The organism is Marinobacter sp. MIT930201, from assembly GCF_047122665.1.
Taxonomy (GTDB): Bacteria; Pseudomonadota; Gammaproteobacteria; order Pseudomonadales; family Oleiphilaceae; genus Marinobacter; species Marinobacter salarius.
In genome coordinates this window covers 3,702,405-3,727,688 of the sequence record NZ_CP138916.1, presented here as the reverse complement: position 1 = coordinate 3,727,688, position 25,284 = coordinate 3,702,405, and the positions used below count along the sequence as shown (strand labels likewise).

At 58.5% G+C, this 25,284-nt stretch carries 27 protein-coding genes; 5 read left to right on the top strand and 22 right to left on the bottom strand.

From position 1 onward, the window contains the following. Positions 1-22: 22 nt before the first annotated feature. The 8 genes from SIC19_RS17010 to ccmA are packed head-to-tail and all read right to left on the bottom strand — an operon-like array spanning position 23 to position 5,927. The gene (locus SIC19_RS17010; RefSeq protein WP_127402403.1) at positions 23-502 is read right to left on the bottom strand and encodes a cytochrome c-type biogenesis protein; all 480 of its coding nucleotides are present in this window, start codon (positions 500-502) and stop codon (positions 23-25) included. Further along, positions 502-1,038, bottom strand: coding sequence for a DsbE family thiol:disulfide interchange protein (locus SIC19_RS17005; RefSeq protein ID WP_075194751.1), 537 nt, complete (start codon positions 1,036-1,038; stop codon positions 502-504). Before SIC19_RS17005 ends, SIC19_RS17010 begins: the two co-directional genes overlap by 1 nt. Beyond that, positions 1,035-3,047: a heme lyase CcmF/NrfE family subunit gene (locus tag SIC19_RS17000; RefSeq protein ID WP_127401622.1), complete on the bottom strand. Its 2,013-nt coding sequence runs from the start codon at positions 3,045-3,047 to the stop codon at positions 1,035-1,037. Before SIC19_RS17000 ends, SIC19_RS17005 begins: the two co-directional genes overlap by 4 nt. A gap of 38 nt (positions 3,048-3,085) precedes the next feature. Next, on the bottom strand, positions 3,086-3,562 hold the full coding sequence (gene ccmE / locus SIC19_RS16995) for a cytochrome c maturation protein CcmE (protein WP_075194749.1): 477 nt from the start codon (positions 3,560-3,562) through the stop codon (positions 3,086-3,088). Between the two features lie 14 nt (positions 3,563-3,576). After that, positions 3,577-3,804, bottom strand: coding sequence for a heme exporter protein CcmD (gene ccmD / locus SIC19_RS16990; RefSeq protein ID WP_127401624.1), 228 nt, complete (start codon positions 3,802-3,804; stop codon positions 3,577-3,579). 4 nt (positions 3,805-3,808) lie between these two features. Further along, complete coding sequence (locus SIC19_RS16985; protein WP_085680044.1) at positions 3,809-4,552, bottom strand: heme ABC transporter permease; 744 nt, start codon at positions 4,550-4,552, stop codon at positions 3,809-3,811. A 21-nt stretch (positions 4,553-4,573) separates the two neighbouring features. Continuing rightward, entirely contained in the window at positions 4,574-5,305 is a 732-nt protein-coding gene (gene ccmB, locus SIC19_RS16980; protein ID WP_374700661.1) for a heme exporter protein CcmB, read from the bottom strand. Further along, positions 5,289-5,927, bottom strand: coding sequence for a cytochrome c biogenesis heme-transporting ATPase CcmA (ccmA, locus tag SIC19_RS16975; protein ID WP_036204889.1), 639 nt, complete (start codon positions 5,925-5,927; stop codon positions 5,289-5,291). The genes ccmB and ccmA overlap by 17 nt, the downstream gene beginning before the upstream one ends. A gap of 109 nt (positions 5,928-6,036) precedes the next feature. Between ccmA and SIC19_RS16970 the strand changes: the two genes are divergently transcribed. Continuing rightward, positions 6,037-7,410, top strand: a complete 1,374-nt coding sequence (locus SIC19_RS16970) for a flagellar hook-length control protein FliK (RefSeq protein ID WP_228209790.1) — start codon at positions 6,037-6,039, stop codon at positions 7,408-7,410. Then, positions 7,407-7,709, top strand: a complete 303-nt coding sequence (locus SIC19_RS16965) for an EscU/YscU/HrcU family type III secretion system export apparatus switch protein (protein WP_075194746.1) — start codon at positions 7,407-7,409, stop codon at positions 7,707-7,709. The genes SIC19_RS16970 and SIC19_RS16965 overlap by 4 nt, the downstream gene beginning before the upstream one ends. A gap of 17 nt (positions 7,710-7,726) precedes the next feature. Here SIC19_RS16965 and SIC19_RS16960 read toward each other — a convergent pair whose 3' ends face one another. From SIC19_RS16960 to flhA, 14 genes are all read right to left on the bottom strand, one after another. Further along, on the bottom strand, positions 7,727-8,119 hold the full coding sequence (locus SIC19_RS16960; RefSeq protein ID WP_007153947.1) for a DUF2802 domain-containing protein: 393 nt from the start codon (positions 8,117-8,119) through the stop codon (positions 7,727-7,729). 68 nt (positions 8,120-8,187) lie between these two features. After that, positions 8,188-8,676 carry a chemotaxis protein CheW gene (locus tag SIC19_RS16955; protein ID WP_007153948.1) on the bottom strand — a complete coding sequence of 163 codons (489 nt, stop codon included), beginning with the start codon at positions 8,674-8,676 and terminating at the stop codon, positions 8,188-8,190. A gap of 132 nt (positions 8,677-8,808) precedes the next feature. Continuing rightward, positions 8,809-9,597, bottom strand: a complete 789-nt coding sequence (locus SIC19_RS16950; RefSeq protein ID WP_085680042.1) for a chemotaxis protein CheW — start codon at positions 9,595-9,597, stop codon at positions 8,809-8,811. Then, positions 9,590-10,387: a ParA family protein gene (locus SIC19_RS16945; protein WP_041336586.1), complete on the bottom strand. Its 798-nt coding sequence runs from the start codon at positions 10,385-10,387 to the stop codon at positions 9,590-9,592. The genes SIC19_RS16950 and SIC19_RS16945 overlap by 8 nt, the downstream gene beginning before the upstream one ends. 246 nt (positions 10,388-10,633) lie before the next feature. Beyond that, positions 10,634-11,416, bottom strand: a complete 783-nt coding sequence (gene motD, locus SIC19_RS16940) for a flagellar motor protein MotD (protein WP_127401626.1) — start codon at positions 11,414-11,416, stop codon at positions 10,634-10,636. 28 nt (positions 11,417-11,444) lie between these two features. Further along, the gene (locus SIC19_RS16935) at positions 11,445-12,182 is read right to left on the bottom strand and encodes a flagellar motor protein (protein WP_007153952.1); all 738 of its coding nucleotides are present in this window, start codon (positions 12,180-12,182) and stop codon (positions 11,445-11,447) included. Further along, positions 12,182-13,327, bottom strand: a complete 1,146-nt coding sequence (locus tag SIC19_RS16930; RefSeq protein ID WP_091641066.1) for a protein-glutamate methylesterase/protein-glutamine glutaminase — start codon at positions 13,325-13,327, stop codon at positions 12,182-12,184. The genes SIC19_RS16935 and SIC19_RS16930 overlap by 1 nt, the downstream gene beginning before the upstream one ends. 32 nt (positions 13,328-13,359) lie before the next feature. Next, complete coding sequence (locus SIC19_RS16925; protein WP_075194743.1) at positions 13,360-15,525, bottom strand: chemotaxis protein CheA; 2,166 nt, start codon at positions 15,523-15,525, stop codon at positions 13,360-13,362. A 17-nt stretch (positions 15,526-15,542) separates the two neighbouring features. Further along, positions 15,543-16,331, bottom strand: coding sequence for a protein phosphatase CheZ (locus SIC19_RS16920; protein WP_036204866.1), 789 nt, complete (start codon positions 16,329-16,331; stop codon positions 15,543-15,545). 21 nt (positions 16,332-16,352) lie between these two features. Then, on the bottom strand, positions 16,353-16,736 hold the full coding sequence (cheY, locus tag SIC19_RS16915; RefSeq protein WP_036204864.1) for a chemotaxis response regulator CheY: 384 nt from the start codon (positions 16,734-16,736) through the stop codon (positions 16,353-16,355). A gap of 176 nt (positions 16,737-16,912) precedes the next feature. Further along, a complete protein-coding gene (locus SIC19_RS16910; RefSeq protein WP_036204862.1) occupies positions 16,913-17,644 on the bottom strand; it encodes an RNA polymerase sigma factor FliA in 732 nt (243 codons plus the stop codon). Positions 17,645-17,674: 30 nt separating this feature from the next. Continuing rightward, positions 17,675-18,487, bottom strand: a complete 813-nt coding sequence (locus SIC19_RS16905; RefSeq protein ID WP_036204860.1) for a MinD/ParA family protein — start codon at positions 18,485-18,487, stop codon at positions 17,675-17,677. A 46-nt stretch (positions 18,488-18,533) separates the two neighbouring features. Then, complete coding sequence (gene flhF, locus SIC19_RS16900; protein WP_126812177.1) at positions 18,534-19,829, bottom strand: flagellar biosynthesis protein FlhF; 1,296 nt, start codon at positions 19,827-19,829, stop codon at positions 18,534-18,536. A 60-nt stretch (positions 19,830-19,889) separates the two neighbouring features. Further along, complete coding sequence (flhA, locus tag SIC19_RS16895) at positions 19,890-22,064, bottom strand: flagellar biosynthesis protein FlhA (RefSeq protein WP_036204858.1); 2,175 nt, start codon at positions 22,062-22,064, stop codon at positions 19,890-19,892. Between the two features lie 225 nt (positions 22,065-22,289). Between flhA and upp the strand changes: the two genes are divergently transcribed. Genes upp through SIC19_RS16880 form a run of 3 tightly spaced genes read left to right on the top strand, consistent with a single transcriptional unit; the run spans position 22,290 to position 25,043 of the window. Then, a complete protein-coding gene (upp, locus tag SIC19_RS16890) occupies positions 22,290-22,928 on the top strand; it encodes a uracil phosphoribosyltransferase (RefSeq protein ID WP_036204856.1) in 639 nt (212 codons plus the stop codon). Between the two features lie 2 nt (positions 22,929-22,930). After that, positions 22,931-24,187, top strand: coding sequence for a uracil-xanthine permease family protein (locus SIC19_RS16885; protein ID WP_007153962.1), 1,257 nt, complete (start codon positions 22,931-22,933; stop codon positions 24,185-24,187). Beyond that, complete coding sequence (locus SIC19_RS16880; protein ID WP_228712243.1) at positions 24,168-25,043, top strand: class I SAM-dependent methyltransferase; 876 nt, start codon at positions 24,168-24,170, stop codon at positions 25,041-25,043. The genes SIC19_RS16885 and SIC19_RS16880 overlap by 20 nt, the downstream gene beginning before the upstream one ends. Positions 25,044-25,284 lie beyond the last annotated feature (241 nt).

Below are 25,284 nucleotides of genomic sequence, written 5' to 3'. Positions count from 1 at the left end.
TGAGAAAGAGTGTTGTTTGAAGTCAGGTGCGGCTGGAGTCATCGCCATCGAGCATTCTGGATGCCCGTGCATGCTCTTCGTCGGTCAGGGCTGGCTCGTCCTGGCCGGCCCTGCGGGAACGGATGACAATCCCGGCCACCACCATCAGGCCACCCAGGACCACAATGGCTGGCGTTGCCCACAGCAGGATGGTGCGGCTATCCACCTCCGGCTTGTATCGCACGAATTCACCAAAGCGGTCGACCAGTGCTCCGACAATTTCCTCGTTGCTGGCGCCATCAGACATCATCCGGTACACCTCGTCGCGCATGTCCTTGGAAATCGGCGCATTGGAATCGGCGATGTTCTGGTTCTGGCACTTCGGGCAACGCAACTCCGAAATCAGGGTCTGGAACCTCTGCTCCTGCGCCTGAGTATCAAACCCGTAAACGTCTCGGGCATCCGCTACCGACATCGGCGCAATTGTCATCAGTAGCAGCCATGCAAACACCGGGCGCCACATCAGATCTTCCCCCTGAACCGGTCGACGATGGGCTTGATGTCCTGCTCCCATACTTTTTCGTTGACCACGCCAACATGGCGGTAACGCACAATACCTTCGGCATCAATGACATAGGTTTCCGGCGCGCCATAAACCCCCAGGTCAAACCCGAGGCTGCCACGGGGATCGTAGATCGACACCTGATACGGGTCGCCCAACCGATCAAGCCAGACCAGTGCATCATCCCGGTTGTCCTTATAGTTAAGGCCAACGATACGCACGCCTTTCTCTTCCGCCAGCCAGACCAGATCACCATGCTCATCCCGGCAGGCCGGGCACCAGGTACCCCAGACATTCAGCAGGGACACATGCCCTTCAAAAACCTCACGAGTCAGCTCGCGACTTTCGTTGTGGAGATCCGTCAACAAAAACTCGGGCACCGGTTTGCCGATCAACGCCGACTCGAGTTTGTTGGGGTCTTTGCCAATACCGGCGAACAGGACCACTCCGAGTACCACAGCGAGGATCAACGGCGTGAACAGCAGCAGCCGCTTCATGACGCCGCTCCTACCGGGTCTGCTCCGCGCTCACCGCCTGCGTTCGGTGCCTTGGCCTTACCGTTTTCCGCAACCTTGCCGCGAATGCGATAGCGGCGGTCCGAAATGGCCAGGAAGCCACCAGCGGCCATAAACAGCGCCCCCAACCACAACCAGCGGACCAGCGGTTTGTATTGAAGCCGGATCGCCCAGGCATCGTCAGACACCCGCTCACCGATGGCGACAAAAATATCCCGGAACAGACCGCCGTCAATACCAGCCTCAGTCATGGTGTTACGTTGAACCATGTATCGGCGCTTCTCCGGGTATAGCGTGGATATCAGACCGCCATCCGAATCGTAAACGTCAAAACGACCGTATTCCGCGGTGAAGTTCTGCCCTCTTCGGTTGCCAATTTCGGCAAACGCAACCCGATAATCACCGACCATCGCGGTGTCCCCGGGCGACATGCGTACGTCCCGCTCGATACCGTAGTTGGACGCGACCGTCGCACCCGCCATGGTGATGGCCAGCCCCAGATGCCCGAACACCATGCCGTAGTAACTGCGGGATTGACGCCTGAGGCCGTGGAGGCGCCCCTTCCGTGACCCGGACTTTTCCCAGAGATCCCAAAAGGTGGCCACCGTAATCCACATCGCTGAGAACAGGCCCCCAAACGCCCAGGGCTCGAACGTGCCGTACCCAACCAGCACAGCACTGGTCCCGATCATACTAACAGCCAACGGCCACAGCAGTTTGCGGCCCAGCCAGCCGCCGTCGGTTTTCTTCCAGCGGGAGAATATACCTGCCCCCAACAGCAAGCCGGCGGCAATTCCAAGGGGGCTGAAGGTCAGGTTGAAGAAGGGTTCACCGATGGATAGCCGCCCCATGTCCAGGTAGTCCAGAACCAATGGATAAAGAGTCCCCACCAACACCAACAGGGTTGCGGCAACCAACAACACATTGTTCATCAGCAGGAAGATTTCACGGGACAGGCTGCCGTAACGGGAGCGCACATGCACCACCGGCGCCCTGAATGCGTACAGGGTCAGGCTCGAAACAATCGTAATCGCCAGTAGCGCCAGCAGGAATGTCCCCCGGTCGGGGTCTGAGGCGAAGGCGTGGACAGAGGTCAGCACCCCGGAACGCACCAGGAAGGTTCCCAGCAGGCTCAGGGCGAAGGTTACGATGGCCAGCAACACGGTCCAACTCTTGAATACGCCGCGCTTCTCGGTGACGGCCAGACTGTGCATCAGCGCCGTTCCCGACAACCAGGGCAGCAGCGAGGCGTTCTCGACCGGGTCCCAGAACCACCAGCCGCCCCAACCCAGTTCGTAATAGGCCCACCAGCTACCCAGGGCAATGCCCAGGGAAAGGAAAGCCCAGGCCACTGTGGTCCAGGGGCGGGACCAACGAGCCCAGGCCGCATCCAGTTTGCCATTGATCAGCGCGGCAATGGCAAAGGCAAAAGCCACGGAGAAGCCCACATACCCCATGTACAACATGGGTGGATGCACGATCAGCCCGAAATCCTGCAACAGCGGGTTCAGGTCGGCGCCATCGGCCGGCACATTGGGGAGCGTACGATCGAAAGGATTGGAGGTCATGATGGTAAACAACAGGAAGCCCACCGTGACCATACCAAGCACCGACAACACCTGGGATACCATCACCGACGGCAGGCGCCGGCTGAATATGGCGACCGCCAGCGTCCAGCCAACAAGCATCAGCACCCAGAGCAGCAGCGAGCCTTCATGGCCGCCCCACACCGCGCTGAATTTGTAGTACCAGGGCAGCATGCTATTGCTGTTGTTGGCGACATAGGCCACGGAAAAGTCATCGGTCACAAACGCGTGAGTCAGAAGACCAAAGGCCAGGGCAACGAAGACGAACAGGCCCGCTGACAGCGGCCGGGCGAAGGCCAGCAACTGGTCACGACCCGTCACCGAGCCCACCAGGGGGACCACGGAAAGGAGCACTGCCAGCAACAGCGCGAGTATCAGGGCGATCTGTCCGAGTTCCGGATACATCAGGATTCTCCAACTCTCTTAAACGTGGGCCAGCAACGCTAGTAACCGGCGCTGGATTCACCGGCTGTCGCAGGCATGGCGGCCCGCTTGCCGGCGGCCTTTTCCAGGGCGTCGTTCACTTCCGGTGGCATATAATTCTCGTCGTGCTTTGCCAGCACCTGGTCCGCGACAAAACGGCCATTGCCGTCCATGCGCCCCATGGCGACAACGCCCTGCCCTTCGGCAAACAGGTCCGGCAGGATCCCGGTGTATTCCACCAATACCGATGAGGTAAAGTCCGTCACCTTGAACTCCACTTTCAGGCTTTCCGGATCACGCTGCACAGTCCCTTCTTCCACCATGCCCCCGGCACGGATGCGGACGTCCACCGGCGCTTCGCCAGCGGCAATTTGGCTTGGGTCGTAAAACAGGTTGATATTCTGCCGCAGCGCGTAGGTCGTCAGGGCCACGGCCACCGACACCCCGACAAGGAGAAAAAGGACAATGGTAAGCCGTTTTTTTCGGATCGGGTGCATGTTTGATCTACCAGTCAGTCTTGAGAAGATTCGATTTGGGTAAAGCTGGCCGCCGCCGGGCGCTCGTCCACCGACGGAGCGGGGGCCATACGGCGTCGCTGTTGCGCAATTACGACCCGCCGCTGACGCAGCGACCACCACGTCATGACTCCCATCAGCAGGAAAAACACCGCATAGCATGCCCAGACATACGGGCCGTGGCCGCCCATCGCCAGAAAAGCACCAAAAGAGTCGAAGGCCATTGCGTCAGTTCTCCCGTGCCTGAACCAGTTCTTTTACCCAGCGGGTGCGGCCTTCACGCGCCAAAATGTTGGTCTGCATACGCAGACAGGCGAGCCAGCCAAATATCAGATAAAGCCCCAATACCGAGAGCAACAGGGGCACCCACATTTCCGCGGGCATACTGGGCTTTTCCGTGAGCTTGAACGTCGCTGGCTGGTGCAGGGTATTCCACCACTCCACGGAATACTTGATGATCGGTATATTGACCACTCCCACCAGTACCAGCACGGCAACGGCACGTGCCGAGGATTTCTCATCGGAGATGGCCGCTCCCAACGCCATCACCCCAAAATAAAGAAACAGCAAGATCAGCATCGAGGTAAGCCGGGCATCCCAGATCCACCAGGTTCCCCAGGTGGGCTTACCCCAAACCGCACCGGTAAACAGGGCCAGGAAGGTCAACACTGCACCAACCGGTGCCACGGCCTTGACGAAAACATCGGCCAGTTTCATACGCCAAACCAGCGTAACCAACGCCGCAACGGCCATCATGATATACACCGACTGGGCCAGAAACGCAGACGGTACGTGAATGAAAATGATGCGATAACTATTACCCTGCAGGTAATCCTGTGGCGCAAACCCCAACCCCCAGACAATACCGGTCAACAACAGGGCTGCCCCCACCACAAGCAGCCAGGGCATCAGTGTTGAGGCAATGCCGAAGAACCATTTTGGCGACCCCAGCTTGTGAAAGATTTGCCACATCAGGTTGTTACCTTTTTACCTTTAACTGTTGGACAGACTGATCCTCAGGGCCGCCGCCGATGCAAACGGCGCCAGTGTCAGCGCCAACACCAGAAACGCCCCCATCAACGCGAGCTGTCCACCCACCGGCGCGCTCTCAGACGCAGCCATTACCGTGCCTGTGCCAAAAATCAGCACCGGAATGTACAGCGGAATGATCAGCAGGGACAAGAGCACGCCTGCCGATCTCAGTCCGAGGGTCAATGCCGCACCAATGGAACCGATCAAGCTGAGGACCGGTGTTCCGATCAGCAGCGTTAGACACAGAATGGCAACAGAGTTCCCCTCAAGATGCACCATCACCCCCAGAACAGGCGCCAGCATCACCAGTGGCAGGCCAGTGAGTACCCAATGGGCCAGTGACTTCGCCAGTACTAACAAAAACAGCGGCTGGGGCTGCAATACCAGTTGCTCAAGCGTGCCGTCGTCGAAATCATGACGGAAAAGATGATCCAGTGACAATAACACGGACAGCAAGGCCGCAACCCACAGGATACCGCTACCCGCCTCCCGCAGGAATGATACTTCGGGGCTAACCCCGAGGGGGAAAAGCGTTACGACCATGACGAAAAACAGTAGCGGATTGAGCAAATCCTGGGGCTGGCGAAAGGCGGTTTTCAGATCCCGCGAGAATACGGCTTTCATGGCCGACAATACGCTTACCGACTCCTCCGGTGTACGAACAGGAAGCCTGGCTTCAGAGACCATGGTCATGACTGCCCCCCAGGGTAATTCGGTGCATCGAAGGCAGATTAAGGTCGTGGTGTGTGGTCACTACGATCGCGCCACCACTTGCGACCCGGTCCACCAGCAATCGCTCGAGAGCAGCCACACCGTGGGCATCAATGGCGGTAAATATCTCATCCAGAATCCACAGGGGTTCATCTGCAACCAGTAATCTGGCGAGTGCCACCCGACGTTGCTGCCCGGCGGAAAGGTTACGACTGGGTACGTTCTGGAAACCACCCAGGCCGGTGCCTTCCAATGCCTGCCAGAGCACCTTATCGGTCACATACCGACGCCCGGCCATCAGGGCGCGGAGATTTTCCATGGGGGTAAGCAACGGTTTGATACCCGGGCGATGGCCAAGGTAGAGCATATTGCGGAGGAATTCCTCCCGGTAGGTATGACGAGGCCTTCCTCGCCAGAGCAGGTCACCACTGTAACTGTCGTTCAGTCCGGCAAGAATTCTAAGCAACGTAGTCTTGCCAGAGCCGTTAGGCCCCTCGACACGGGTCAGAGTACCGGGCAGTATGGAGACAGAGAGATCCCGGAACAGTATCCGGTCATCACGCTCACATTGCAGATTGACAGCCTGTAGTAACGGCTCAGACATCGGGGCCCCAGAGCTGGTGTACACTTTACTGACCCGGCGGGTTCAGACGTTCGGAAAGGCAATACTTACCGGCGGGGCGTATTATAGCGAAAGCGCCTCAGGAATACTCTTGTCTGACATCAAATCAGTGGCAATGAAATTACCAAACGGTAACCCCACACCACCACCCAAAACCGAGTCACCGGTGCCGATCGCTCAGCGGCCAGCCAGCGGACAACCTTCGGCGGTACTGGACGCGGCCTCTGCCCGTGTGCAGCTCGACCAGCTCAAGCTTGCCAATCGCGAGGCAACACTCGCTCGGGTGGCAGACGTGATCAACCGACAATCCTCTGCCGGCGCGCAGTTGTTGCTGGAAGTTCGCGGCCAGTCGCTGACCGTTCAGGCGGCTATTGGAGACACATCCCTGGAAACCGGTGACTGGGTCAAGATCATGCGAGCGGGCAATGAACTGCAACTGATGGGGAAGCTGGCCCAGGCGCCGGAAACCACGATCTCCCGGGCGCTGGCGCAGCGCCTGCCCTGGCAACAGTCCGTTGATGCCGGCCTTGCCAGAATTCTGACAACGCTGACCGGCGGTGCGAGACCCGACAGCGTTGCGCCCACTGGAACCCCCATCAACAATCCACCACAGCCACTTCCCCAACCGGTGAGGCAGGCTATTGAACAACTGATATCACGGCTGCCGTCCAGCCAGTCACTGACGCCAGGTGCCGGAACTCAACCCGGTGCGGCCGGCCAGTTGCGGCAGTGGGTCGAGGAAAGCGGGTTGTTCGCCGAATCGCGGCTGGCGAGGGCGCCCCAGGCCGCCCTACCCGATCTCAAGCTGGCTATCGGCCGGGTGATTACCGCCTTGCTCGCACAACAGGGGAGCGGCCCCGACGCCTTCAACCGCTTTACACCGCTGGCAAGTCCGGAACTGGTGCAGGCACCGCTTCAGTTCCCCAATACGTTTCCACCTCCGCCACCACAGGGGTCTGCCGAACCCACAGCTGGGCAAATGCTCAGGCTGCTGGCTGGCATGCTCAATCGTATTACCGTGAATCAGTTACACAGCCAGATACTCTCCACACGGACCACCGCCGAGGCGCCAACACCGGTATCAACCATGCTGCTTGAGCTCCCCTGGCTGAACCCCAACAACGAACCACGGATCGCCCAGTTGCGAATCGAACAGGATCCGGCAGACAGCGGCCAGAAAACCTCTGGCACCCCCCGGGCAACGGAATGGCGTCTTTCACTGGCCATGGATCTGGATGAGGCCGGGCCTTTGCATTTTGATGTATCGCTGCGGCAGGATCAGGTGTCTGCGCAGGTGTGGGCGGAGAAGCAGTCCACGCTGCGTCAGGTGCGGGAAGATCTGCCGCAATTACGAAAGGGCCTTTCGGATATCGGCCTGGATGTGGTGGACCTGGAGTGCCGGAGAGGGACACCAAGGGGTGCAAACACCCGTCTTGAGCACCGGCTGGTGGACACGCGGGTATGAGAAAAGATCATCAAAACACAGATTCACCGGCGGCGGTGGCACTGAAATACGATGGCGAACGGGCTCCAGTCATTGCGGCGAGCGGTACCCACGAACTGGCGGAGGAAATCATCCGCATTGCCCGTGAGCATAATGTGCCGCTGTACGAAAATCCGGAGCTGGCCAGCATACTGGCGCGACTGGAACTGAACGACGAAATCCCGGAGACACTCTACCGGGTGGTGGCTGAAATTCTTGCCTTTGCCTTCAATCTTCAGGGCCGTACGCCAGAGGACGCCGGACGGCCCCGTGAAGATTAGACAGATAAACCCTTAGGTCAGGCCGCCTGGCGCTTGCGGAGCGCTGATACCAGTTCGGCTTCCGGCCGTGAAATGCCACAGGTATTCATCAGGTCGTCGATATCCGCCCCCAGGTCCACTAACCTTGAGGCCTCATCGTAGGAAATCCTTAACGGATCGTTCTGGCGCATTTCGTCAAGCATACCGCGCAATTCATGAAGCTGGCGCTCGCAGGTGACCACTCGCTGCCCAACCCCCATACTGCCACTGGCTGTTGCGTGGAGCTCGCGGCCAAGGGTTTCGCAGCGCTCTTTCATTTGCTCCCGAAGTTTTCGGTTTTCACGGCGTAGCATCATACCCTGGGCGAACAGTAGGCACAGGGCAGCGGCTGTCAGAAGCCACGGGGCCAGGGAAGAGATTTCTGCAAACATGATGGACGTCCTCGGTTAGTTGAAACCACGGGGCGTCCATCCAGCCTGCTGTCCGGCCAAAGCCGGCATTACAGTGAGGAGATTTCAGCCCATTCGTGGTCTGACAACATCTTGTCGAACTCGACCAATATGATCAGTTCGCCGTTCTTGTTACACACCCCCTGGATGAACTTGGCGCTTTCCTCGTTCCCCACATTGGGCGCGGTCTCAATTTCACTGGCTTTCAGGTACACCACCTCGGCAACCGAATCCACCAGGATACCCATCACCTGGTTGGACGACTCCATGACCACAATGCGTGTCGCGTCAGTGACTTCCGCATCCGCCAGGCCAAAGCGACGGCGGGTGTCGATAACGGTGACCACATTGCCCCGCAGGTTGATGATGCCCAGAACGTAATCCGGGGCACCTGGAACCGGCGCAATCTCGGTGTATCGCAACACTTCCTGAATCTGCATGACGTCAATGCCATAGGTTTCGTCGTCCAGCCTGAAGGTCACGTACTGCAGTACCTGATCATCCTGGGCCTGATTTTGCTGTCCGCTCGGGGATGCCATAGCCTTGTATCTCCTGTTCGGCTGCCCGGCGGGCAGCCTGATCGTCAAAAATTCATCATCAGTGCCCAATACTATAGTTCAGGGCACAAACCGTGCCAGCAGAGCACGGTTTCATTCGGTAACCGGAAATTGCTAACTCAGGTCGAGGTGGTGTTCCCGCTCAGCCCGGACCAACAAGTCCGCCATGGTTTTAACATCAATCAGTGCGCACATGTGGTCGATGACCGTGCCCGCCAGCCAAGGCCGCTTGCTGCGGGCCGTCCGCCAGCGTACTTCATCCGGTTTCAGGGTAAACGACTGCGCGACATCGTCACAGGCCAACCCCCACTCACTGCTGTCCAGCCGGATCACGAAGCGATAGTTGTCCCGTGCGTCCTCCGGTGCCCGGCCCGCCATAATCCATTCCGCCGTATCCACCACTCTGAGATTACGTTCCCGGTCCGGGCGCATGCCCATATACCAGCGGGGGCTGCCGGGGATCGGCTTCACCGGCTCTTCTATTCGATGAATGGCGCCGAGCAGTATCAACGGCACCGCCAGCTGCAGCCCTGCCACCGTGAAGATCAGGCATTCGAACGGTTTGTCTGACCATTCCGGCCGCCCCGGGGGCTCCACCTCAGGAGGCGACGGAATATCGGCGGCCTGTTTGTGCTCAACCGGGGGCGACTCCACCTCCGGTGCTTTTTCCGCCACCGGGGCCGGTGTTACCGGCTTTCGCAACTCAGACTTCGCCTCCGCGACCGGACGGGCCACAATGGGCGCAGGCTTCGGCGCGATGCGAGTGCGTTCACGAGCCACCGGTTTTGGCGGTTCCGGTTCCTCACGCAGAGCGCTATCTGTCGCCGTATGCAGCAGTTCGTCCAGATAGCTGGCAATGGCGGAGCCAGGGTCCGCCACCTGTGTCATTTTTTTGTCAGCCATGCCGACGCTCCGCCACCGAGCGTGTTATTTCCTGTAGATCACTCAGCAGGCGGGCATATCCCCGAACACCATGGGTTTCAGCATCCATGGATGATGGGGTAATCCCGGCCTGGCTGGCATCGCGGAACTTGGTGTCCACTGGAATGGCGAAGCGCCATAGCGTATCGCTGTGGGTCTTTCTCAACTGGTTAAGACTTTTTACCGATGCCTGCGTTCGCCGGTCAAACAGCGTCGGAACAATGGTGTAGGAAAGCTGGTTCTTCTGGGAGCGCATGATCATGGTGAGCGTGTGCAACATTCGCTCAAGGCCTTTGATGGCAAGAAACTCGGTCTGAACCGGAATGATCAGGTGTTGTGCGGCGGCAAGCGCGTTCACCATCAGCACGCCGAGCGATGGGGTGTTGTCCAGCAGGACGTAGTCGAAATCGTCCCACAACTGAGTCAGGGCCCGGGATACAATCAGTCCCATGCCTTCAACACCGACCATTCTCCGTTCGAGAGTTGCCAGCGCTGTGCTGGCCGGCAACAGGGATAGCCCCGGACAGCTGGTTTCGGTAATCAACTGGGCCGGCAAACCATCCGGTACTTTACCCTGGTGCTGGAACAGATCGAACACACTGTGGGCAATGGTATCCGGGTCGTACCCGAACCAGCTGGTCAATGATCCGTGAGGGTCCAGGTCGACCACCAGAACGCGCTTGCCGCTCTCGGCCAAGAGGCCACCCAGGGCGACAACCGATGTGGTTTTGCCCACACCGCCTTTTTGATTGGCTACTGCCCAGATGCGCACGCTGTGCACTCCATATCCGTCACCAAATTCATCGCCAACCTCGTCACCACACTGATTCTCCAGAAATACCCGTTCCGGAAACGTCGCACGCATAACGAGTTATCGGCCACGATCCGTTCAACTTGAAAACAATCCGGCAAGCGCTTGCCGGGATCTAAAGATGTACAGACGTTAATACAGATATTGTGCCAACTCGCCTATAGGCACCTTCCGCCATGACTCCGCAACGTGATGATCAGAAAGGTGTTATCGCATCGCGCCACGGATACTGGCGTCGCGGGAGATCAGCAGGACCACGCGTCGATTGCGACGGCGGCCTTCCTCGGTATCGTTGCGGGCCACCGGTTGGTGCTCACCGTAACCAACAGCGGCCAGCCGTTCGGCCTCAACACCCTCCATCGACAACATGCGCACAACCGCCGCTGATCGCGCAGCGGACAGCTCCCAGTTGGAGGGGAAGGCACCGGTGTTTATCGGGCGGTTATCCGTGAAGCCCTCAACCCGGATCGCGTTATCCCGGTTGCGGAGTACAGCAGCGATTTTCTCCACCACGTCGAAGGCATCGTAATGGGGCTCGGCATCACCACTACCAAATAGCAGGCTGTTGCGGAGACTGAGCTCCAACCACTCGTCGCTGGTTTCCAGTGTAACCACACCCTGATTGATCAGTTCGTCAAACTCCAAAGCCAACTGGTCCGCCATGGCACGCAGCGCCTCGGTGCGCCCTTCTGCACTCATGGAGGGATTTTGCGGAGCTTCGGTCACCGGCGGGTTAATCACATCCTCGGCGGCCTGCGGCGTCGCGCGCCGGGGCTGGTCGCCCACTTCGATAGGCTGAAAGGAGCGCTGGGGGGCATTGAAGACGCCAGTCAGAGTTTCAGAGAGCACCTTGTACTTGCCCTCGTTCACCGACGACACGGAATACATCACGACAAAGAACGCGAACAACAAGGTGATGAAGTCGGCGTAGGAAATCAGCCAGCGTTCCTTGTTGTGAAGATCGTCATCCTGCTGCCTGCGTCGTCTCATCAGCTTACCCCTCAGCCAGGTGCCGGCACTACAGGAAGCCCCGCAGGCGCAGCTCGATGGATTTAGGGTTCTCGCCATCGGCAATGGCGATGATGCCGTCGATCATCATGTCTTCATAACGGGTGCGTTCCCGCAGAATGCCTCGCAACTTGTTGGCAACCGGGAAGAACAGCAGGTTCGCCAGAGCAACACCGTAGATGGTGGCCACGAACGCAGTGGCGATACCGCTGCCAAGTGACTGGGGGTCTTCGAGGTTGGTCATCACCTGAATAAGCCCCATCACCGCGCCAATGATGCCAATGGTCGGCGAATAGCCACCCATGGCCTCAAACACCCGGGCGGACTCCAGATCCCGCTGTTCACGGGACTCCAGGTCCACCTCCATAATGCTACGGATGGTTTCTGTCTCAGCGCCGTCCACCAGCAGTTGCAGCCCTTTACGGGCAAAGCGCTCAGATTCCTTCTCAGCCAACCCTTCCAGCCCCAGCAAACCCTGCTTACGGGCCTTGACGCTCCAGTCGATGACTTTGCCGATACCATCTTCCAGGCTGATGTAGGGGGGAAAGAACACCCAGCGCACCTGGGAAAAGGCCCGCTTTAACAGCGGCCAGGAGGTCTGGAGAATAGTGGCTGCAAGCGTACCACCAATCACGATCAGCGCGGCCGGGCCATTGAACAGCGAGCTGATGGCGCCACCTTCCAGCAGGTTTCCACCGAGAATCGCCACAAAGGCAAGAATGACGCCCAGCAGGCTGAGAATATCCATCAGCTCACCCCATCCGCCAGGCGGGGACCAATGTCATCGAGCGCAAGGATTTCGTCAGACAACCCGGCCTTGGCCACGGCCATGGGCATACCGTAGATCACCGAGGTTTTTTCGTCCTGGGACCAGATATCGGAGCCTGACTGCTTCATCAGGCGACAGCCTTCCTTTCCATCCGAGCCCATACCCGTCAGGATCAGACCCAGGGTCTTGCCGGGAAAACTCCTGGCCAGGGAGCCGAACGTCACATCCACACAGGGCTTGTAGTTAAGCCGGTCATCTCCGGGAAGAATCCTGACCCTGCCCTGGCCACCCCGGTTTTCAATCATCATCTGCTTGCCCCCGGGGGCAAGCAACGCGACGCCCGGCTTCAGCATTTCGCCGTCTTCAGCCTGGCGTACCTGAATCTGGCACAGCTTGTTCAGGCGCTCGGCAAACGCCGGGGTAAAACTGGCCGGCATATGCTGAACGAGCACCACAGGCGCGGGAAACCCGGCCGGTAACGCCATTAGTACACGTTGCAAGGCCACCGGGCCGCCGGTGGACGTGCCGATGGCAACCACACTGTAGTGTTTCGCAGGCCCGCGGCGAATCGAACGACGGGCCGGTGCTTCAGGCTCTGGGGCGCTGGGGCGAGAGGACCTGTCCGGTACCGCCGGCCGCTCGGGGACGCTGCGCCTTGCCGGTGAAGGGCTACGGGGCGAAGGCGGCGGAGCGGTGGGAGGCGGCGCCGACGGTTTTGCACCAGGGCGACTGCCAGCGACATCCAGTACACGCTCAATGAGTATTTTTTGAAGCTGACTGGAATCCCGGGCAATTTCCTCAAAATTCTTGGGCAGGAAATCAACGGCACCTGCCTCAAGGGCATCCAGGGTCACCCTGGCACCCTCGTAGGTGAGAGAGGAGAACATCAAGACCGGCGCCGGATGTCGCTTCATGATCTCACGGACGGCGCTGATACCGTCCATGACGGGCATCTCGTAGTCCATGGTGATGACGTCAGGCCTCAGCTTTTCAGCCAGCTCGACACCTTCGCGCCCATTGGTGGCCACGCCAACCACCTTGATCTGACCGGAAGCGGTCAGGATTTCCGTCAGTCGCTTGCGGAAAAAACCTGAATCATCAACGACCAGGACAGAAACCGTCATCCATTTCTCCTAAACCTGGGCCCGCCGCAACGTTATTTGCCGTAGTTTTGCAGCAGGCTCGGAACATCAATAATGAGTGCAATACGACCGTCGCCAGTGATGGTCGCACCCGCCATACCCGGCGTTCCCTGAAGGGCCCGGCCCAGGGGCTTGATCACCACCTCTTCCTGCCCGATCAGCTGATCCACCACAAAACCGACGCGCCGCGTTCCCATCGCCACGATAACCACGTGGGCGTTTTCTGGTTCCGGCTGCCCAGCGGCGCCTTTGACCAGCCATCGCTTGATGTGGAACAACGGGAAGACTTTGTCTCGAACCACGATGCATTCACGGCCATCCACAATGTTCTTCTTGCTGAGGTCCAGATGGAAAATCTCGACCACGTTCACCAGTGGCAGCGCGAAGGATTGGTCGCCAAGCATGATCATCAGGGTAGGCATGATGGCCAGGGTCAGCGGCACCTTGATGACGATGCGAGACCCTTTGCCCAGCTCCGACTCGACGCTCAGCTGCCCGTTGAGCTGACTGATCTTGGTTTTCACCACGTCCATGCCAACGCCACGACCGGACACATCCGATATCTGATCCTTGGTGGAGAACCCGGCGGAGAAAATCAGGTTGTAGCACTCGGTGTTGGTCAGTCGGTCAGCGGCATCCTGTTCGTAGATGCCCTTTTCGACCGCTTTTCGGCGCAGTACATCCGGATCCATACCAGCACCGTCGTCTTCGATGGACAACAGGATGTGGTCGCCTTCCTGCTCAGCCGACAGCGTCACACGACCCTGACGAGGCTTGCCCGCCTTTTCACGAACATCGGGTGCCTCTATACCGTGATCAACCGAGTTGCGAACAAGATGGACCAGAGGATCGGACAGCGCCTCGACCAGGTTCTTGTCCAGGTCGGTCTCTTCGCCGTGCATCTCAAGGTTGATTTCTTTCTTCAGGCTGCGTGCCAGGTCGCGAACCACCCGCGGGAAGCGGCCAAATACTTTCTTGATGGGCTGCATCCGCGTTGCCATCACCGCTGACTGAAGATCGGTGGTCACCACGTCCAGGTTGGAGACGGCTTTGTGCATATGCTCGTCTTCACTCTGGGCGCCCAGACGCTGCAACCGGTTACGCACCAACACCAGTTCACCCACCATGTTCATGATGTCGTCCAGGCGCTTGGTATCCACCCGCACCGAAGTTTCAGCCACTGGTGCATTCGCATCCCGTGCCGGCATCGCGGGCGTTACGCCTGCCTTGCCATTATCCGCAGGCGCTTTTTCGGGCTTACCAGTCGGTTGCGCGGGCTTGTCAGCCTTGGCACTGGGAGACGTGGCCGACGGCTGCTTTGCAGCAGGCCCAGGGGCCGGCTTGGCAGTTTCTGCCGTAGGGCTACCACCCTTGCCGTGCAGGTCATCCAGCAACTTTTCGAACTCGTCGTCCGAAATCAGGTCGTCGCCACCCTTGCTGTCACTGGCCTCATCACTGGTAACCTTGTCGCCCGAGGCATCCTGGCTGTCAGGGGCTGCCTTGCCGGTTTCAGGCGGGCCTGAGAACTGGCCCTTGCCATGCAATTGGTCCAGCAGGGCCTCGAATTCATCATCGGAGATGTCGTCTCCGCTCCCTCCGTCACCGCCTGAAGATTCATTGCCGTCGTCACTGGAAACCGGAGCGCTGCTGGTCTTTTCCTCTTCCAGGGCATCCAGCAACCGCTCGAATTCGTCGTCGGTAATATCACCGCCATCGTCTCCAGAACTGGCTTCGTTGCTCTCGTTCTGTTCTTCGCGAGCGACCGCTGCGTTTGCTGGCGACGACTCCCCTGCCGGCTGCGCCAATGCGTCCAGAGCGGCAATCAGTTCCTCGGGAGCTGGCGTCGGTTCCTCGTGGTGGCGAACCTGTTCAAACATGGCATTGACGTGATCCAGGGCTTCCAGCACCACGTCCATCAGTTCCGAGTCTACCTTGCGCTTGTGGTTGCGCAGGATATCGAAGACGTTCTCCGCGGAATGACAGCAGTTCACCAGGGCATCGAGTTGCAGAAACCCAGCGCCGCCTTTTACGGTGTGAAAGCCTCGGAAGATGGCGTTGAGCAGATCGCTGTCGTCCGGGTTTTGTTCCAGGTCGACCAGTTGCTCCGACAGCTTTTCGAGTATCTCGCCTGCCTCAACAAGGAAGTCCTGCAGGATCTCTTCATCGGCATCAAGCGCCATGCGTTACCCTCTCTTACTCAGAAACCGAGACTGGACAGAAGATCATCAACATCGTCCTGTCCCGATACTACGTCTTCGCGTTCTTCGGCCTTGATCTGTGGACCAACACCCTGTTCCGCCGATATCTTTTCCCGCTCTTCCAGTTCATGCACGGTGCCGGTCATCTGGTCCACATGACTCGCCATCACTACCAGGCTCAACAGATGCTCTTCCACCTCTTTAACCAGAGTGGTGACCTTTTGGATCACCTGCCCAGTGAGGTCCTGGAAATCCTGGGCCAGAAGAATTTCCGACAAGTTGTCGTACATCGCCCCGGCATCGGTATTCAGGGTCACGAAAAACGTGTCGATACGGGCATAGAGCTCACGAAATTCAGCCGGCGCCATCTCGCGGCGACGCAGTTTCTGCCACTGGTCTCTCAGCTCGGCGGCCTCGTCGCGGAGTGCGCTGGCCTTGGGCATAGCCTCCTCAACCAGATCCATGGTCCGATTGGCTGCTTTACCGGTCATCTGAACCACGTACTCAAGGCGATCCGACGCATCGGTCATCTTCGACAGAGCTTCTGACTGTTCGGCGTTACGGGGATCGATCTGGAAATTGCGGATCGCCTCGTGGAGGCTGCGGGTCAAGCGGCCGACTTCCCGATACAGGCTCTGGTCCCTCACCTCGCTCAATTCATTGATCAGCGTCATCGCGCGGCCATAGTCCCCGGCGTTGACCTGTTCAACCAACTCGGCCGCCTGGCTGCGGAGTTTCTCCGTGACCTCCGGGTCGAGCCCCTGTGGGTCTTTTTTTCTATTGCTCATGGGAGCCGTCCGACCTCTGAATTACTGGATGCGTTCGAAGATCTTCTCAATCTTCTCCTTGAGTACGGCTGCCGTGAAGGGCTTGACCACGTAGCCGTTCACACCGGCCTGCGCAGCAGCGACAATCTGGTCGCGCTTCGCCTCGGCGGTCACCATGAGCACAGGCAGTGTTTTCAGGCTGTCATCGGCACGGACTTCCTTGAGCAGATCGAGTCCGGACATCCCTGGCATATTCCAGTCGGTTACCAGAAAATCGTATTTGCCGCTCCTGAGCATAGGCAGTGCTGTATTGCCGTCGTCTGCTTCGTCAGTGTTGGTAAAACCGAGATCGCGAAGCAGGTTCTTAATGATCCGTCGCATTGTGGAGAAGTCATCCACAATCAGGATTTTCATGTTCTTGTCCAATGGGACCTCCAGTTAAAAACGCCCGGAATTCGTTTTTGGCTTCCGGCTCACAGTCTAGCAGGCCGGTAGTTTAACCGCTTATTGTGTGGCCTTTGAGCCGGTTGTAAAGCACCGGTTACCAAAAGGCTACAGTAAAGAATGCCTGGTAACGCCGTTCAATGGGACTGGCGGCCTGTTCAGCTCTGCCAACCAGTAAGACGCCCCCGCAGACGGAGCGCGGCCTGGCTGTGAATCTGGCTGACCCGGCTTTCACTGACACCCAACACAGCACCAATTTCCTTCAGGTTCAATTCTTCCTGATAGTAAAGGCTGAGCACCAGCTTTTCTCGCTCGGGCAGGTCACCAATCGCAGCTGCCAGGCTCTTCCGGAAGTTGTCGGACGCCAAGCCATCCAACGGGTTATCACTGTCCTCTGTTTCTTCTATCGGCAGCTCGCCGGATTCATTGAGCTCATCCAGGCTAAAAAGTCGGCCACTGTTAGCATCGCTCAGGGAGGAATAGTATTCGTCGAGGTCCAGCCCCAGCTCCTCGGCTACTTCCGAGTCTTGAGCTTCCCGACCCAGGCGGTCCTCGACAGCCTTGATGGCTTTGGCAATGCGGCGGGAGTTCCTGTGGACGGATCGGGGTACCCAGTCACCTTTGCGAATTTCATCTACCATGGCTCCGCGAATCCGGATCCCGGCGTATGTCTCAAAGGTAGCCCCCTTGTCGGAACTGTATCGCTGTGCAGCTTCCAACAAGCCAATCATGCCTGCCTGCATAAGGTCATCCAGTTGGACAGATGCCGGCAGCCGCGCCATGAGGTGAAGCGCTATTTTTTTGACCAGCGGGGCCTGCTCCTCAACGAGCTGGGAAGGTCCTCGTGTACCCGTCCGGTTGTAGGTTCCAAGTTCTTTCGCCAATGTCATGTATCCGGCTATTCAGTGACAGGATCAAAATCAGACTTCGACGAGCCGCTCCACAAAGAATTCCAGATGTCCCCGGGGCGATGATGGCAGCGGCCAGCTATCCACTTTCTCCGCGAGGCTCTTGATCGCCAACGATGCTTTTGCCCGCGGATAGGCGTCCAGCACGGCACGCTGGCGCTGTACCGCTTTTTTTACGGCCTCGTCATACGGCACCATACCCACATATTGTAGTGCCACATCAAGAAAGCGCTCGGTAACCCGGGTCAGTTTTTCAAACAGATGGCGACCTTCCTGCTCATTCCTGACCTGATTGGCCAGTATACGGAAGCGGTTGGTGCCGTAATCCCGATTCATAAGCTTTATAAGGGCGTAGGCATCGGTGATAGAGGTAGGTTCATCACAGACAACCAGTAATAGTTCCTGTGAGGCTCGGAGGAAACTGACCACCGATTCGGAAATACCCGCAGCGGTATCAACGATCAGCACATCGATCTGGTCACCCAGTTCGCTGAACGCGTTGATCAGGCCAGCGTGCTCCAGATTGGAAAGCTGGGTCATGCGTTGGGTACCTGAGGACGCGGGCACGATTTTGATGCCACCGGGGCCGTTGACCAACACATCCCGAAGGTCACATTCCCCGGCGATGACGTCCTGGATATTACGATTGGCGGTAATGCCAAGCAGAACGTCAATGTTGGCAAGGCCCAGGTCGGCATCGAGCAGCACCACCCGCCGTCCCATTTGTGCTAGGGCGATGCCAAGGTTCACTGATACGTTGCTCTTGCCAACGCCCCCTTTCCCGCCGGAAACGGCAATCACCTGTACCGGATGTGGTTTGCTCATACTGACTCTGATCTCTTGCCGCGTTTAACCGCAGGCTGTGTTGTTTTTAAACAGCGACTGCCTGTTGCTGCTGGAGTTTCTTCAGCCTCTCCACGGCCAACCGCACCAGCGGAATGGACTCAGCGTGGTGCAGGTCTTCCGGGATTTTCTGCCCGTCGGTGTAATACGCCACCGGCAATCCCGTTTCCATGACGAATCCCAGCGATTCACCCAGGGTCAGTGCTTCATCGATTTTGGTCATCACACAACCCGTAAGATTTGCCATCTTATAGCAATGCCAAACGGATTTCATGATGCGCGGCTGACTGGTTGCCGAAACCACCAGATGGGTTCGAATCCGATGGTGACTGCGAGCCAGCTCCATAAGCTGCTCCTCGTAGCCCTTGTCGGTGCTGGTCAGGCCAGCGGTATCAATCAACACCAGGTGCCGGTCCGACAGTTCGTCCAGTATGTCGTCCAGGGAATGGGTTTCGTCCACAACCCGAACCGGAACGTTCAGTATGCGCCCGAACACGAATAGTTGCTCATGGGCCGCGACCCGATAGCGATCGGTGGTGACCAGCGCCAGAGAGTCGGCGCCGTGGCGCAGCACATAGTGCGCGGCCAGCTTGCCGATGGTCGTCGTCTTGCCGGACCCGGTTGGGCCCACCAGGGCGTAGACACCGCCCTCATCCGCCCATTCAGTACGCGCGGTCTTCACACCGGCGGCCAGCATTTTCAGAGACTGCTTCCAGCCATCCTCAAGCCGGCCTGCGCGGTGGCGCCGGGACAGAGAGTTGGCGAGCTCCAGCCCGAGACCAAACTCCTGCAACCTCTCAGACAGCCTCTGCTGTACTGCGTTAACCGCTGTTTGTTCGGGTTCACCGCCATTCCGGGCACTGACCAGGTCACGGAGGGAACTGATCTCCGCACGCATTTGCGCCAGCTCTCCGGAATAGGCAGCGCTGGCAGCGGTAGGCTCTTCAACCACCATGTCATCGTCGGCCAGCGATTCTTTCGACAAGCCAGCGTGACCGAAGTCCCCACCCGCAACCGCATTACCATAGGTCGCGCGCTTTTCCCGCACTTCCCGAATACGATCGCGAGAGCGGCCGAGTTCGTCCTCCAGGCGGCGATGCTGTTCCGCCTGCATTTCGGCTAGCCGTGAGCCATTGGTGGCTTCCCGCGCAGCGTCACCGAGGCGTTGGCGCGCCATATTTTCGTCATAATCGAGCGCTGTCACAATTTCGACGCCACCATCCACACGACGATTGGAAAGGATTACGGCATCGGGACCCATCTGATCCCGCACCTGACGCAGTGCCTCTGCCATGCTTTGGGCAAAAAACCGCTTAACTTTCATAATGATGCTTCCTCCCCGGTCAGCGCTTTCCAGCGCCTTCCGCCTTTCCAGCCGCGGCCTTTACTGACCGACGGATGCGACAATAGTGATCTGTTTGTTATCCGGAATTTCCTGGTACGACAGTACATGCAGACGCTCTACTCCGTAGCTGGCAAACTTCGCCAGTACCGGGCGCAAGGGCCCTGAAACCAATAGAATCGCCGGCTTGCCCAACATCTCCTGGCGCTGAACGCTGTCCTGGAGCGACCGCTGAAGCTTCTCAACCATATTTGGCTCCAGCACCAGCCCGATGTCTTCCTGACCGCCGGATTGTTGACTCTGCTGCATGGACTTCAGCAATAACTGTTCCAAGTCTGGATCCAGAGTGATCACCGGGATCTCTGTGTCGTTGCCACAGATACTCTGGACAATCATCCGGCGCAGTGACTGGCGGGCAACCGTGGTCAGCAGCTTCGGGTCCTGGCTCTTCGGATGAACGTTCACGATCGCTTCGGCAATAGAGCGCATGTCACGGATCGGCACTTCCTCTTTCAGCAGGTTCTGCAGCACCTTCAGCAGCAGGCTGATGGAAATGGTGGTGGGTACCAGTTCTTCCGCCAGCTTTGGAGATACTTTCTCGAGCTGTTCCAGCCACTTCTGGACTTCCTCATGGCCAAGCAGTTCGTGGGCGTGTTTCTGGAGGATCTGGTTGAGGTGTGTTGCCACTACGGTACTGGCGTCCACGACGGTATAACCGAGGGTCTGTGCCTGGTCTTTCTTGTCCGGTTCGATCCAACTGGCGTCCAGGCCAAAGGCGGGGTCTTTGCCCTCTATCCCCTCGATCTTGCCGAACACCTGACCTGGGTCTATCGCCAGTTCACGGTCCGGATGGATTTCTGCCTCGGCAATGGTCACCCCCATCAGGGTGATGCGATAAACATTGGGCATCAGGTCGAGGTTGTCGCGAATATGGACCGAAGGCATCAGGAAGCCCAGATCCTGTGAGAGCTTTTTGCGAACGCCCTTGATGCGGCTGAGAAGCTGACCACCCTGGGACTTATCCACCAGGGGAATCAGGCGATAGCCCACCTCCAGGCCCACGACATCCACGGTGGCCACATCGTCCCAACCGAGTTCCCGGGTTTCCCCCGGCGGCGGCAGCTGGGCACTGTGTTCACCGCCCTCACCACCGGGCGGCAGGTCGCGCCCCGGGCCTGCCGGACGGGCACCACCGCCCCGGACCGGGAACACACCATCTTCCTCAACGGTCTGGCGCTCCTGTTGCCATATGTACCAGGCAATACCACCGGCAATCGCGCCCAGACCAAGGAATGCCACGTGCGGCATGCCAGGAATCAGGCCAAGGATGATGAGGATAACGGCAGCGATACCCAGCGCCTTGGGAGCGTTGAACATTTGTTGCAGTATCTGCCCGCCCATGTCCTGGCTGGACGTTACCCGGGTAACCATGATCGCTGCAGACGTCGACAGCAGCAGTGACGGAATCTGTGCCACCAGGCCGTCACCAATGGTCAGTAGTGCATAGTTCTGTGTAGCGGTACCAAAATCGAGACTGTGCTGAAGCATACCGATGGCAATGCCACCGATCAGGTTGATGGCCAGGATCAACAGGCCGGCAATGGCGTCGCCCTTGACAAATTTACTGGCGCCGTCCATGGAGCCGTAGAAATCGGCCTCCTGGGCGATTTCAGCCCGGCGATGCTTGGCTTCTTCCTGGTTGATAAGACCGGCATTAAGGTCGGCATCGATAGCCATCTGCTTACCCGGCATGGCATCCAGGGTGAAACGCGCGCTAACTTCCGACACCCGGCCGGCACCTTTGGTGACCACCAGGAAGTTGATGATCATGAGAATGGCGAAGACCACCAGGCCAACCGCGTAGTTACCGCCGATGAGGACCGCGCCGAACGATTCGATCACCTTACCGGCCGCATCACCGCCCTCATGGCCGTTGAGCAGAACAATCCGCGTGGAGGCAACGTTGAGCGCCAGCCTCAACAGTGTTGCCACCAACAAAACGGTCGGGAAGGAGGCAAACTCCATCGGCCGCAAGGCGTAGACACACACCAACAGGATCACGATCGACAAGGTGATGTTGAAGGTAAAGAAAACGTCCAGCATGAACGCCGGCATGGGCAGAATCATCATGCCCAGCAATCCCATCAACATCACGGGAATGCCGATATTACCCCGCGTCAGGGATTTGACATTATTGAGGACTAGCGCTCGGTCCATGCCGGGAAACTCTCCGATTGGCGGTTAACCGCAGGGGTGTGCGGGTCGTTTTTTTGACGCAGACGCATCGTTTGACGGGGTATTCGCAAGATCCGTACCACCCCTTACGGCTTTTCTTGTCACCGCGCCTGACGGACTCGGCAAGATACGGTATCCTTGCGCCATTTGCTGGCGTCTTTACTGCGCCCACAACCACATCATCGACCCAGACGCAAAGGTGAGCCCATGCCAATTCACGAGGTCAAGCACCCCCTTATCCGCCATAAACTCGGCCTGATGCGCCGCTCAGACATCAGCACCAAGAATTTCCGGGAGCTGGCTCAGGAAGTCGGTGCCCTGTTGACGTACGAGGCCACCAAAGACTTCTCGCTGCAGAAGAAAACTATTGAAGGCTGGGCGGGCCCGGTGGAAATTGAACAGATCCAGGGCAAGAAAATCACCATCGTGCCAATCCTGCGGGCCGGCCTCGGTATGCTGGACGGCGTGCTCACCCTGATTCCTGGTGCCCGGGTAAGCGTCGTGGGCCAGGTACGCAACGAGGAAACCCTGGAAGCCAGCACCTATCTTGAAAAGCTGGTAGGCGAACTGGATGAGCGCATGGCGATGATCATCGACCCCATGCTGGCCACCGGCGGTTCCATGATCTCTACCATCGACCTGCTGAAGAAAGCCGGTAGCAACGAGATCCGCGCCCTGGTTCTGGTTGCAGCGCCGGAAGGCGTGGAAAAGGTGCTGGAGAAACATCCAGATGTGTCGATCTACACCGCATCAATCGATGACAGGCTGAATGAAAAAGGCTACATCCTTCCGGGGCTTGGCGACGCCGGCGACAAAATCTTCGGCACCAAGCAGAAGGACGTTTAATCATGCAGGACCATAGCACCGACCCGGTCTGGAAACAGGCCATTGCCGGCTCACAGATGCTGCTGGTGGCTTTTGGCGCACTGGTACTGATGCCTCTGATTACCGGCCTCGACCCCAACGTTGCGTTGTTCACTGCCGGTATTGGCACGCTGATTTTCCACATCGTCACCGGCGGCCAGATTCCCATTTTCCTGGCTTCATCCTTCGCCTTTATCGCCCCGATCATTGCCGCCAAGGGGCGCTTCGGCCTTGAGGAGACACTCGGTGGCCTGATGGCTGCGGGCATCCTCTATATCATTTTGAGTGGCGCGGTACGTCTGCGCGGTACCGGTTTCATCACCCGCCTGCTGCCCCCGGTGGTCATCGGTCCGGTGATCATGGTCATCGGCCTTGGCCTGGCGCCGGTGGCTGTCCACATGGCTTCTGGCCGCACCGGTGATGGCGCGCAACAACTGGTGCCCTACGACACCGCTATCTGGATTGCGATGATCTCCCTGGCCGTGACCGTGATTATGGCTGTCTGGTCCAGCGGCATCTTCCGCCTGATCCCGATCATGTTCGGCATTATTGTCGGGTACATTCTGTCGGCCTTTGCCGGCATCGTGGACCTGTCACCCATCACCAACGCGCCCTGGTTCGCCATCCCCAACTTTGTGGCGCCGGAGTTCAGCTGGGCAGCCATCCTGTTCATGATTCCCGTGGCCATCGCACCGGCCATTGAACACATTGGCGACATCCTCGCCATCGGTACCGTTACCCGCAAAAACTATCTGGAGAAGCCCGGCCTGCACCGCACCCTGCTGGGCGATGGCCTTGCCACCAGTGCTGCCTCAGCCCTTGGTGGCCCACCCAACACCACCTATTCAGAGGTTACGGGCGCGGTGGTGCTGACCAAGAACTTTAATCCCAAAGTCATGATCTGGGCGGCGTGCATTGCCATCGTGCTGGCGTTCATCGGCAAGTTCGGCGCAGCACTGCAAACCATCCCGGCGCCGGTGATGGGCGGCATCCTGTGCCTGCTGTTCGGCTCTATTGCCGTTGTCGGTCTGAATACCCTGATTCGTCACCAGGTCGACCTGTCGCAGGCACGCAACCTGGTCATCGTTGCCGTCACTCTGGTCTTCGGGATTGGTGGCATGGCGATTGGTAACCTGGAGGGCATCGCCCTTTGCGCGGTGGTTGCCATAGCCCTCAACCTGATCCTGCCAGGCAAAGGCGAAGCATGGGGCGCAAGGATTCATGAGAAAGACACCCACTGACGGCCGACCCATGAAAATGGCTGACAGCTCCGGCATCAGCTTTACCGCCCTCTATACCGGTGCCGTATGGCACCGGTACGGCCTTTCCGACGACGTGCTTGCGACGGATCAGGGGCGCTGGCTGTATCACCTGATGACGCCCTTCGAGGTCGGCAGCAAAACACTCATCGGCGGCAACATCCGCACCTTCCTGCTGCAGCGCCACCTGATCATCGATCACCTGATAGAACAGGCCCTCGAACGTGGCGTCACCCAGGTTCTGGAAATTGCCTGCGGAATGTCTCCAAGGGGCATCCGCTTGCGGGAAAAGCACCCACACCTCCATATGGTGGAAGCCGACCTCCCTGACATGGCCACCAAAAAAGCCGCACGACTCCTGGCCTCCGGCCGCCTGGGCGATCACCATCAGGTAATGCCCATCGATATCCTGGCGGAATCCGGTGAACAGACGCTGGAGGCGGTTTTCGAGAGAGTGTTCGACAGCAAAGAACCGGTGGTTGTCGTCACCGAAGGACTGACCAGTTATTTTTCCTTGCCGGTTATTTCCGAATTCTGGAAACGCCTGGCGGCACTGCTGCAACAGCGCCCGGGTTCGGTCTACCTGTCTGAAAGCTACCTGATGCCGAACCAGCCGCTGCTACGCGGTGCCCTGAAATCTCTCGGTGGACTGCTAAGCACGGTTACCCGCAGTGATGTCAGCTTCCACTTCCTGCACGACCAGCAAGCTGCTGAGCACTTCGGTGCCTGCGGCTTTCCCTCCGTTACCGTCCACAACCCTGCTAACCTCTACGGCCAACTTCCAATTCCGGAGAGCCGCCGTGATCCTATGGTTCGGGTTATTGAGGCCTCGGTGTAACCTGCTTTTAGCCTTCCGGTTTGGCGTTAACGGGTGTGCGAAAGGGACTCCCAAAAAACGCCCGTGAATACGTCCCTGTAGGGCTCGGTCGCGCCATCCATGGCGCTCCACGTTTTTGGGAGCCCCTTCCCCACACCCTCTCGGGCAACATCGATATCGCAAGCAAAGTAAGTAATCAGATTGGTCCTATTGTGATATCTGTGATGACAGAAGTGGCTCTGCGGGTGGGCTGCCCAAAACT

Coding starts and splice junctions, on each gene's coding strand:
- SIC19_RS16880 (WP_228712243.1), top strand. CDS start 24,168: ATGAGAAAGACACCCACTGACGGCCGACCCATGAAAATGGCTGACAGC.
- SIC19_RS16955 (WP_007153948.1), bottom strand. CDS start 8,676: ATGGCATCCCCGAGCGGACAGCAAAATCAGGCCCAGGATGATCAGGTA.
- SIC19_RS16910 (WP_036204862.1), bottom strand. CDS start 17,644: ATGACATTGGCGAAAGAACTTGGAACCTACAACCGGACGGGTACACGA.
- SIC19_RS16925 (WP_075194743.1), bottom strand. CDS start 15,525: ATGGCGCTTGATGCCGATGAAGAGATCCTGCAGGACTTCCTTGTTGAG.
- SIC19_RS16930 (WP_091641066.1), bottom strand. CDS start 13,327: ATGACGGTTTCTGTCCTGGTCGTTGATGATTCAGGTTTTTTCCGCAAG.
- SIC19_RS17000 (WP_127401622.1), bottom strand. CDS start 3,047: ATGTATCCGGAACTCGGACAGATCGCCCTGATACTCGCGCTGTTGCTG.
- ccmE (WP_075194749.1), bottom strand. CDS start 3,562: ATGCACCCGATCCGAAAAAAACGGCTTACCATTGTCCTTTTTCTCCTT.
- SIC19_RS16885 (WP_007153962.1), top strand. CDS start 22,931: ATGCAGGACCATAGCACCGACCCGGTCTGGAAACAGGCCATTGCCGGC.
- SIC19_RS17005 (WP_075194751.1), bottom strand. CDS start 1,038: ATGAAGCGGCTGCTGCTGTTCACGCCGTTGATCCTCGCTGTGGTACTC.
- motD (WP_127401626.1), bottom strand. CDS start 11,416: ATGAGACGACGCAGGCAGCAGGATGACGATCTTCACAACAAGGAACGC.
- ccmD (WP_127401624.1), bottom strand. CDS start 3,804: ATGGCCTTCGACTCTTTTGGTGCTTTTCTGGCGATGGGCGGCCACGGC.
- flhA (WP_036204858.1), bottom strand. CDS start 22,064: ATGGACCGAGCGCTAGTCCTCAATAATGTCAAATCCCTGACGCGGGGT.
- ccmB (WP_374700661.1), bottom strand. CDS start 5,305: ATGACCATGGTCTCTGAAGCCAGGCTTCCTGTTCGTACACCGGAGGAG.
- SIC19_RS16935 (WP_007153952.1), bottom strand. CDS start 12,182: ATGGATATTCTCAGCCTGCTGGGCGTCATTCTTGCCTTTGTGGCGATT.
- upp (WP_036204856.1), top strand. CDS start 22,290: ATGCCAATTCACGAGGTCAAGCACCCCCTTATCCGCCATAAACTCGGC.
- SIC19_RS16905 (WP_036204860.1), bottom strand. CDS start 18,487: ATGAGCAAACCACATCCGGTACAGGTGATTGCCGTTTCCGGCGGGAAA.
- SIC19_RS17010 (WP_127402403.1), bottom strand. CDS start 502: ATGTGGCGCCCGGTGTTTGCATGGCTGCTACTGATGACAATTGCGCCG.
- SIC19_RS16985 (WP_085680044.1), bottom strand. CDS start 4,552: ATGTGGCAAATCTTTCACAAGCTGGGGTCGCCAAAATGGTTCTTCGGC.
- SIC19_RS16920 (WP_036204866.1), bottom strand. CDS start 16,331: ATGAGCAATAGAAAAAAAGACCCACAGGGGCTCGACCCGGAGGTCACG.
- SIC19_RS16950 (WP_085680042.1), bottom strand. CDS start 9,597: ATGGCTGACAAAAAAATGACACAGGTGGCGGACCCTGGCTCCGCCATT.
- SIC19_RS16965 (WP_075194746.1), top strand. CDS start 7,407: ATGAGAAAAGATCATCAAAACACAGATTCACCGGCGGCGGTGGCACTG.
- SIC19_RS16960 (WP_007153947.1), bottom strand. CDS start 8,119: ATGTTTGCAGAAATCTCTTCCCTGGCCCCGTGGCTTCTGACAGCCGCT.
- ccmA (WP_036204889.1), bottom strand. CDS start 5,927: ATGTCTGAGCCGTTACTACAGGCTGTCAATCTGCAATGTGAGCGTGAT.
- flhF (WP_126812177.1), bottom strand. CDS start 19,829: ATGAAAGTTAAGCGGTTTTTTGCCCAAAGCATGGCAGAGGCACTGCGT.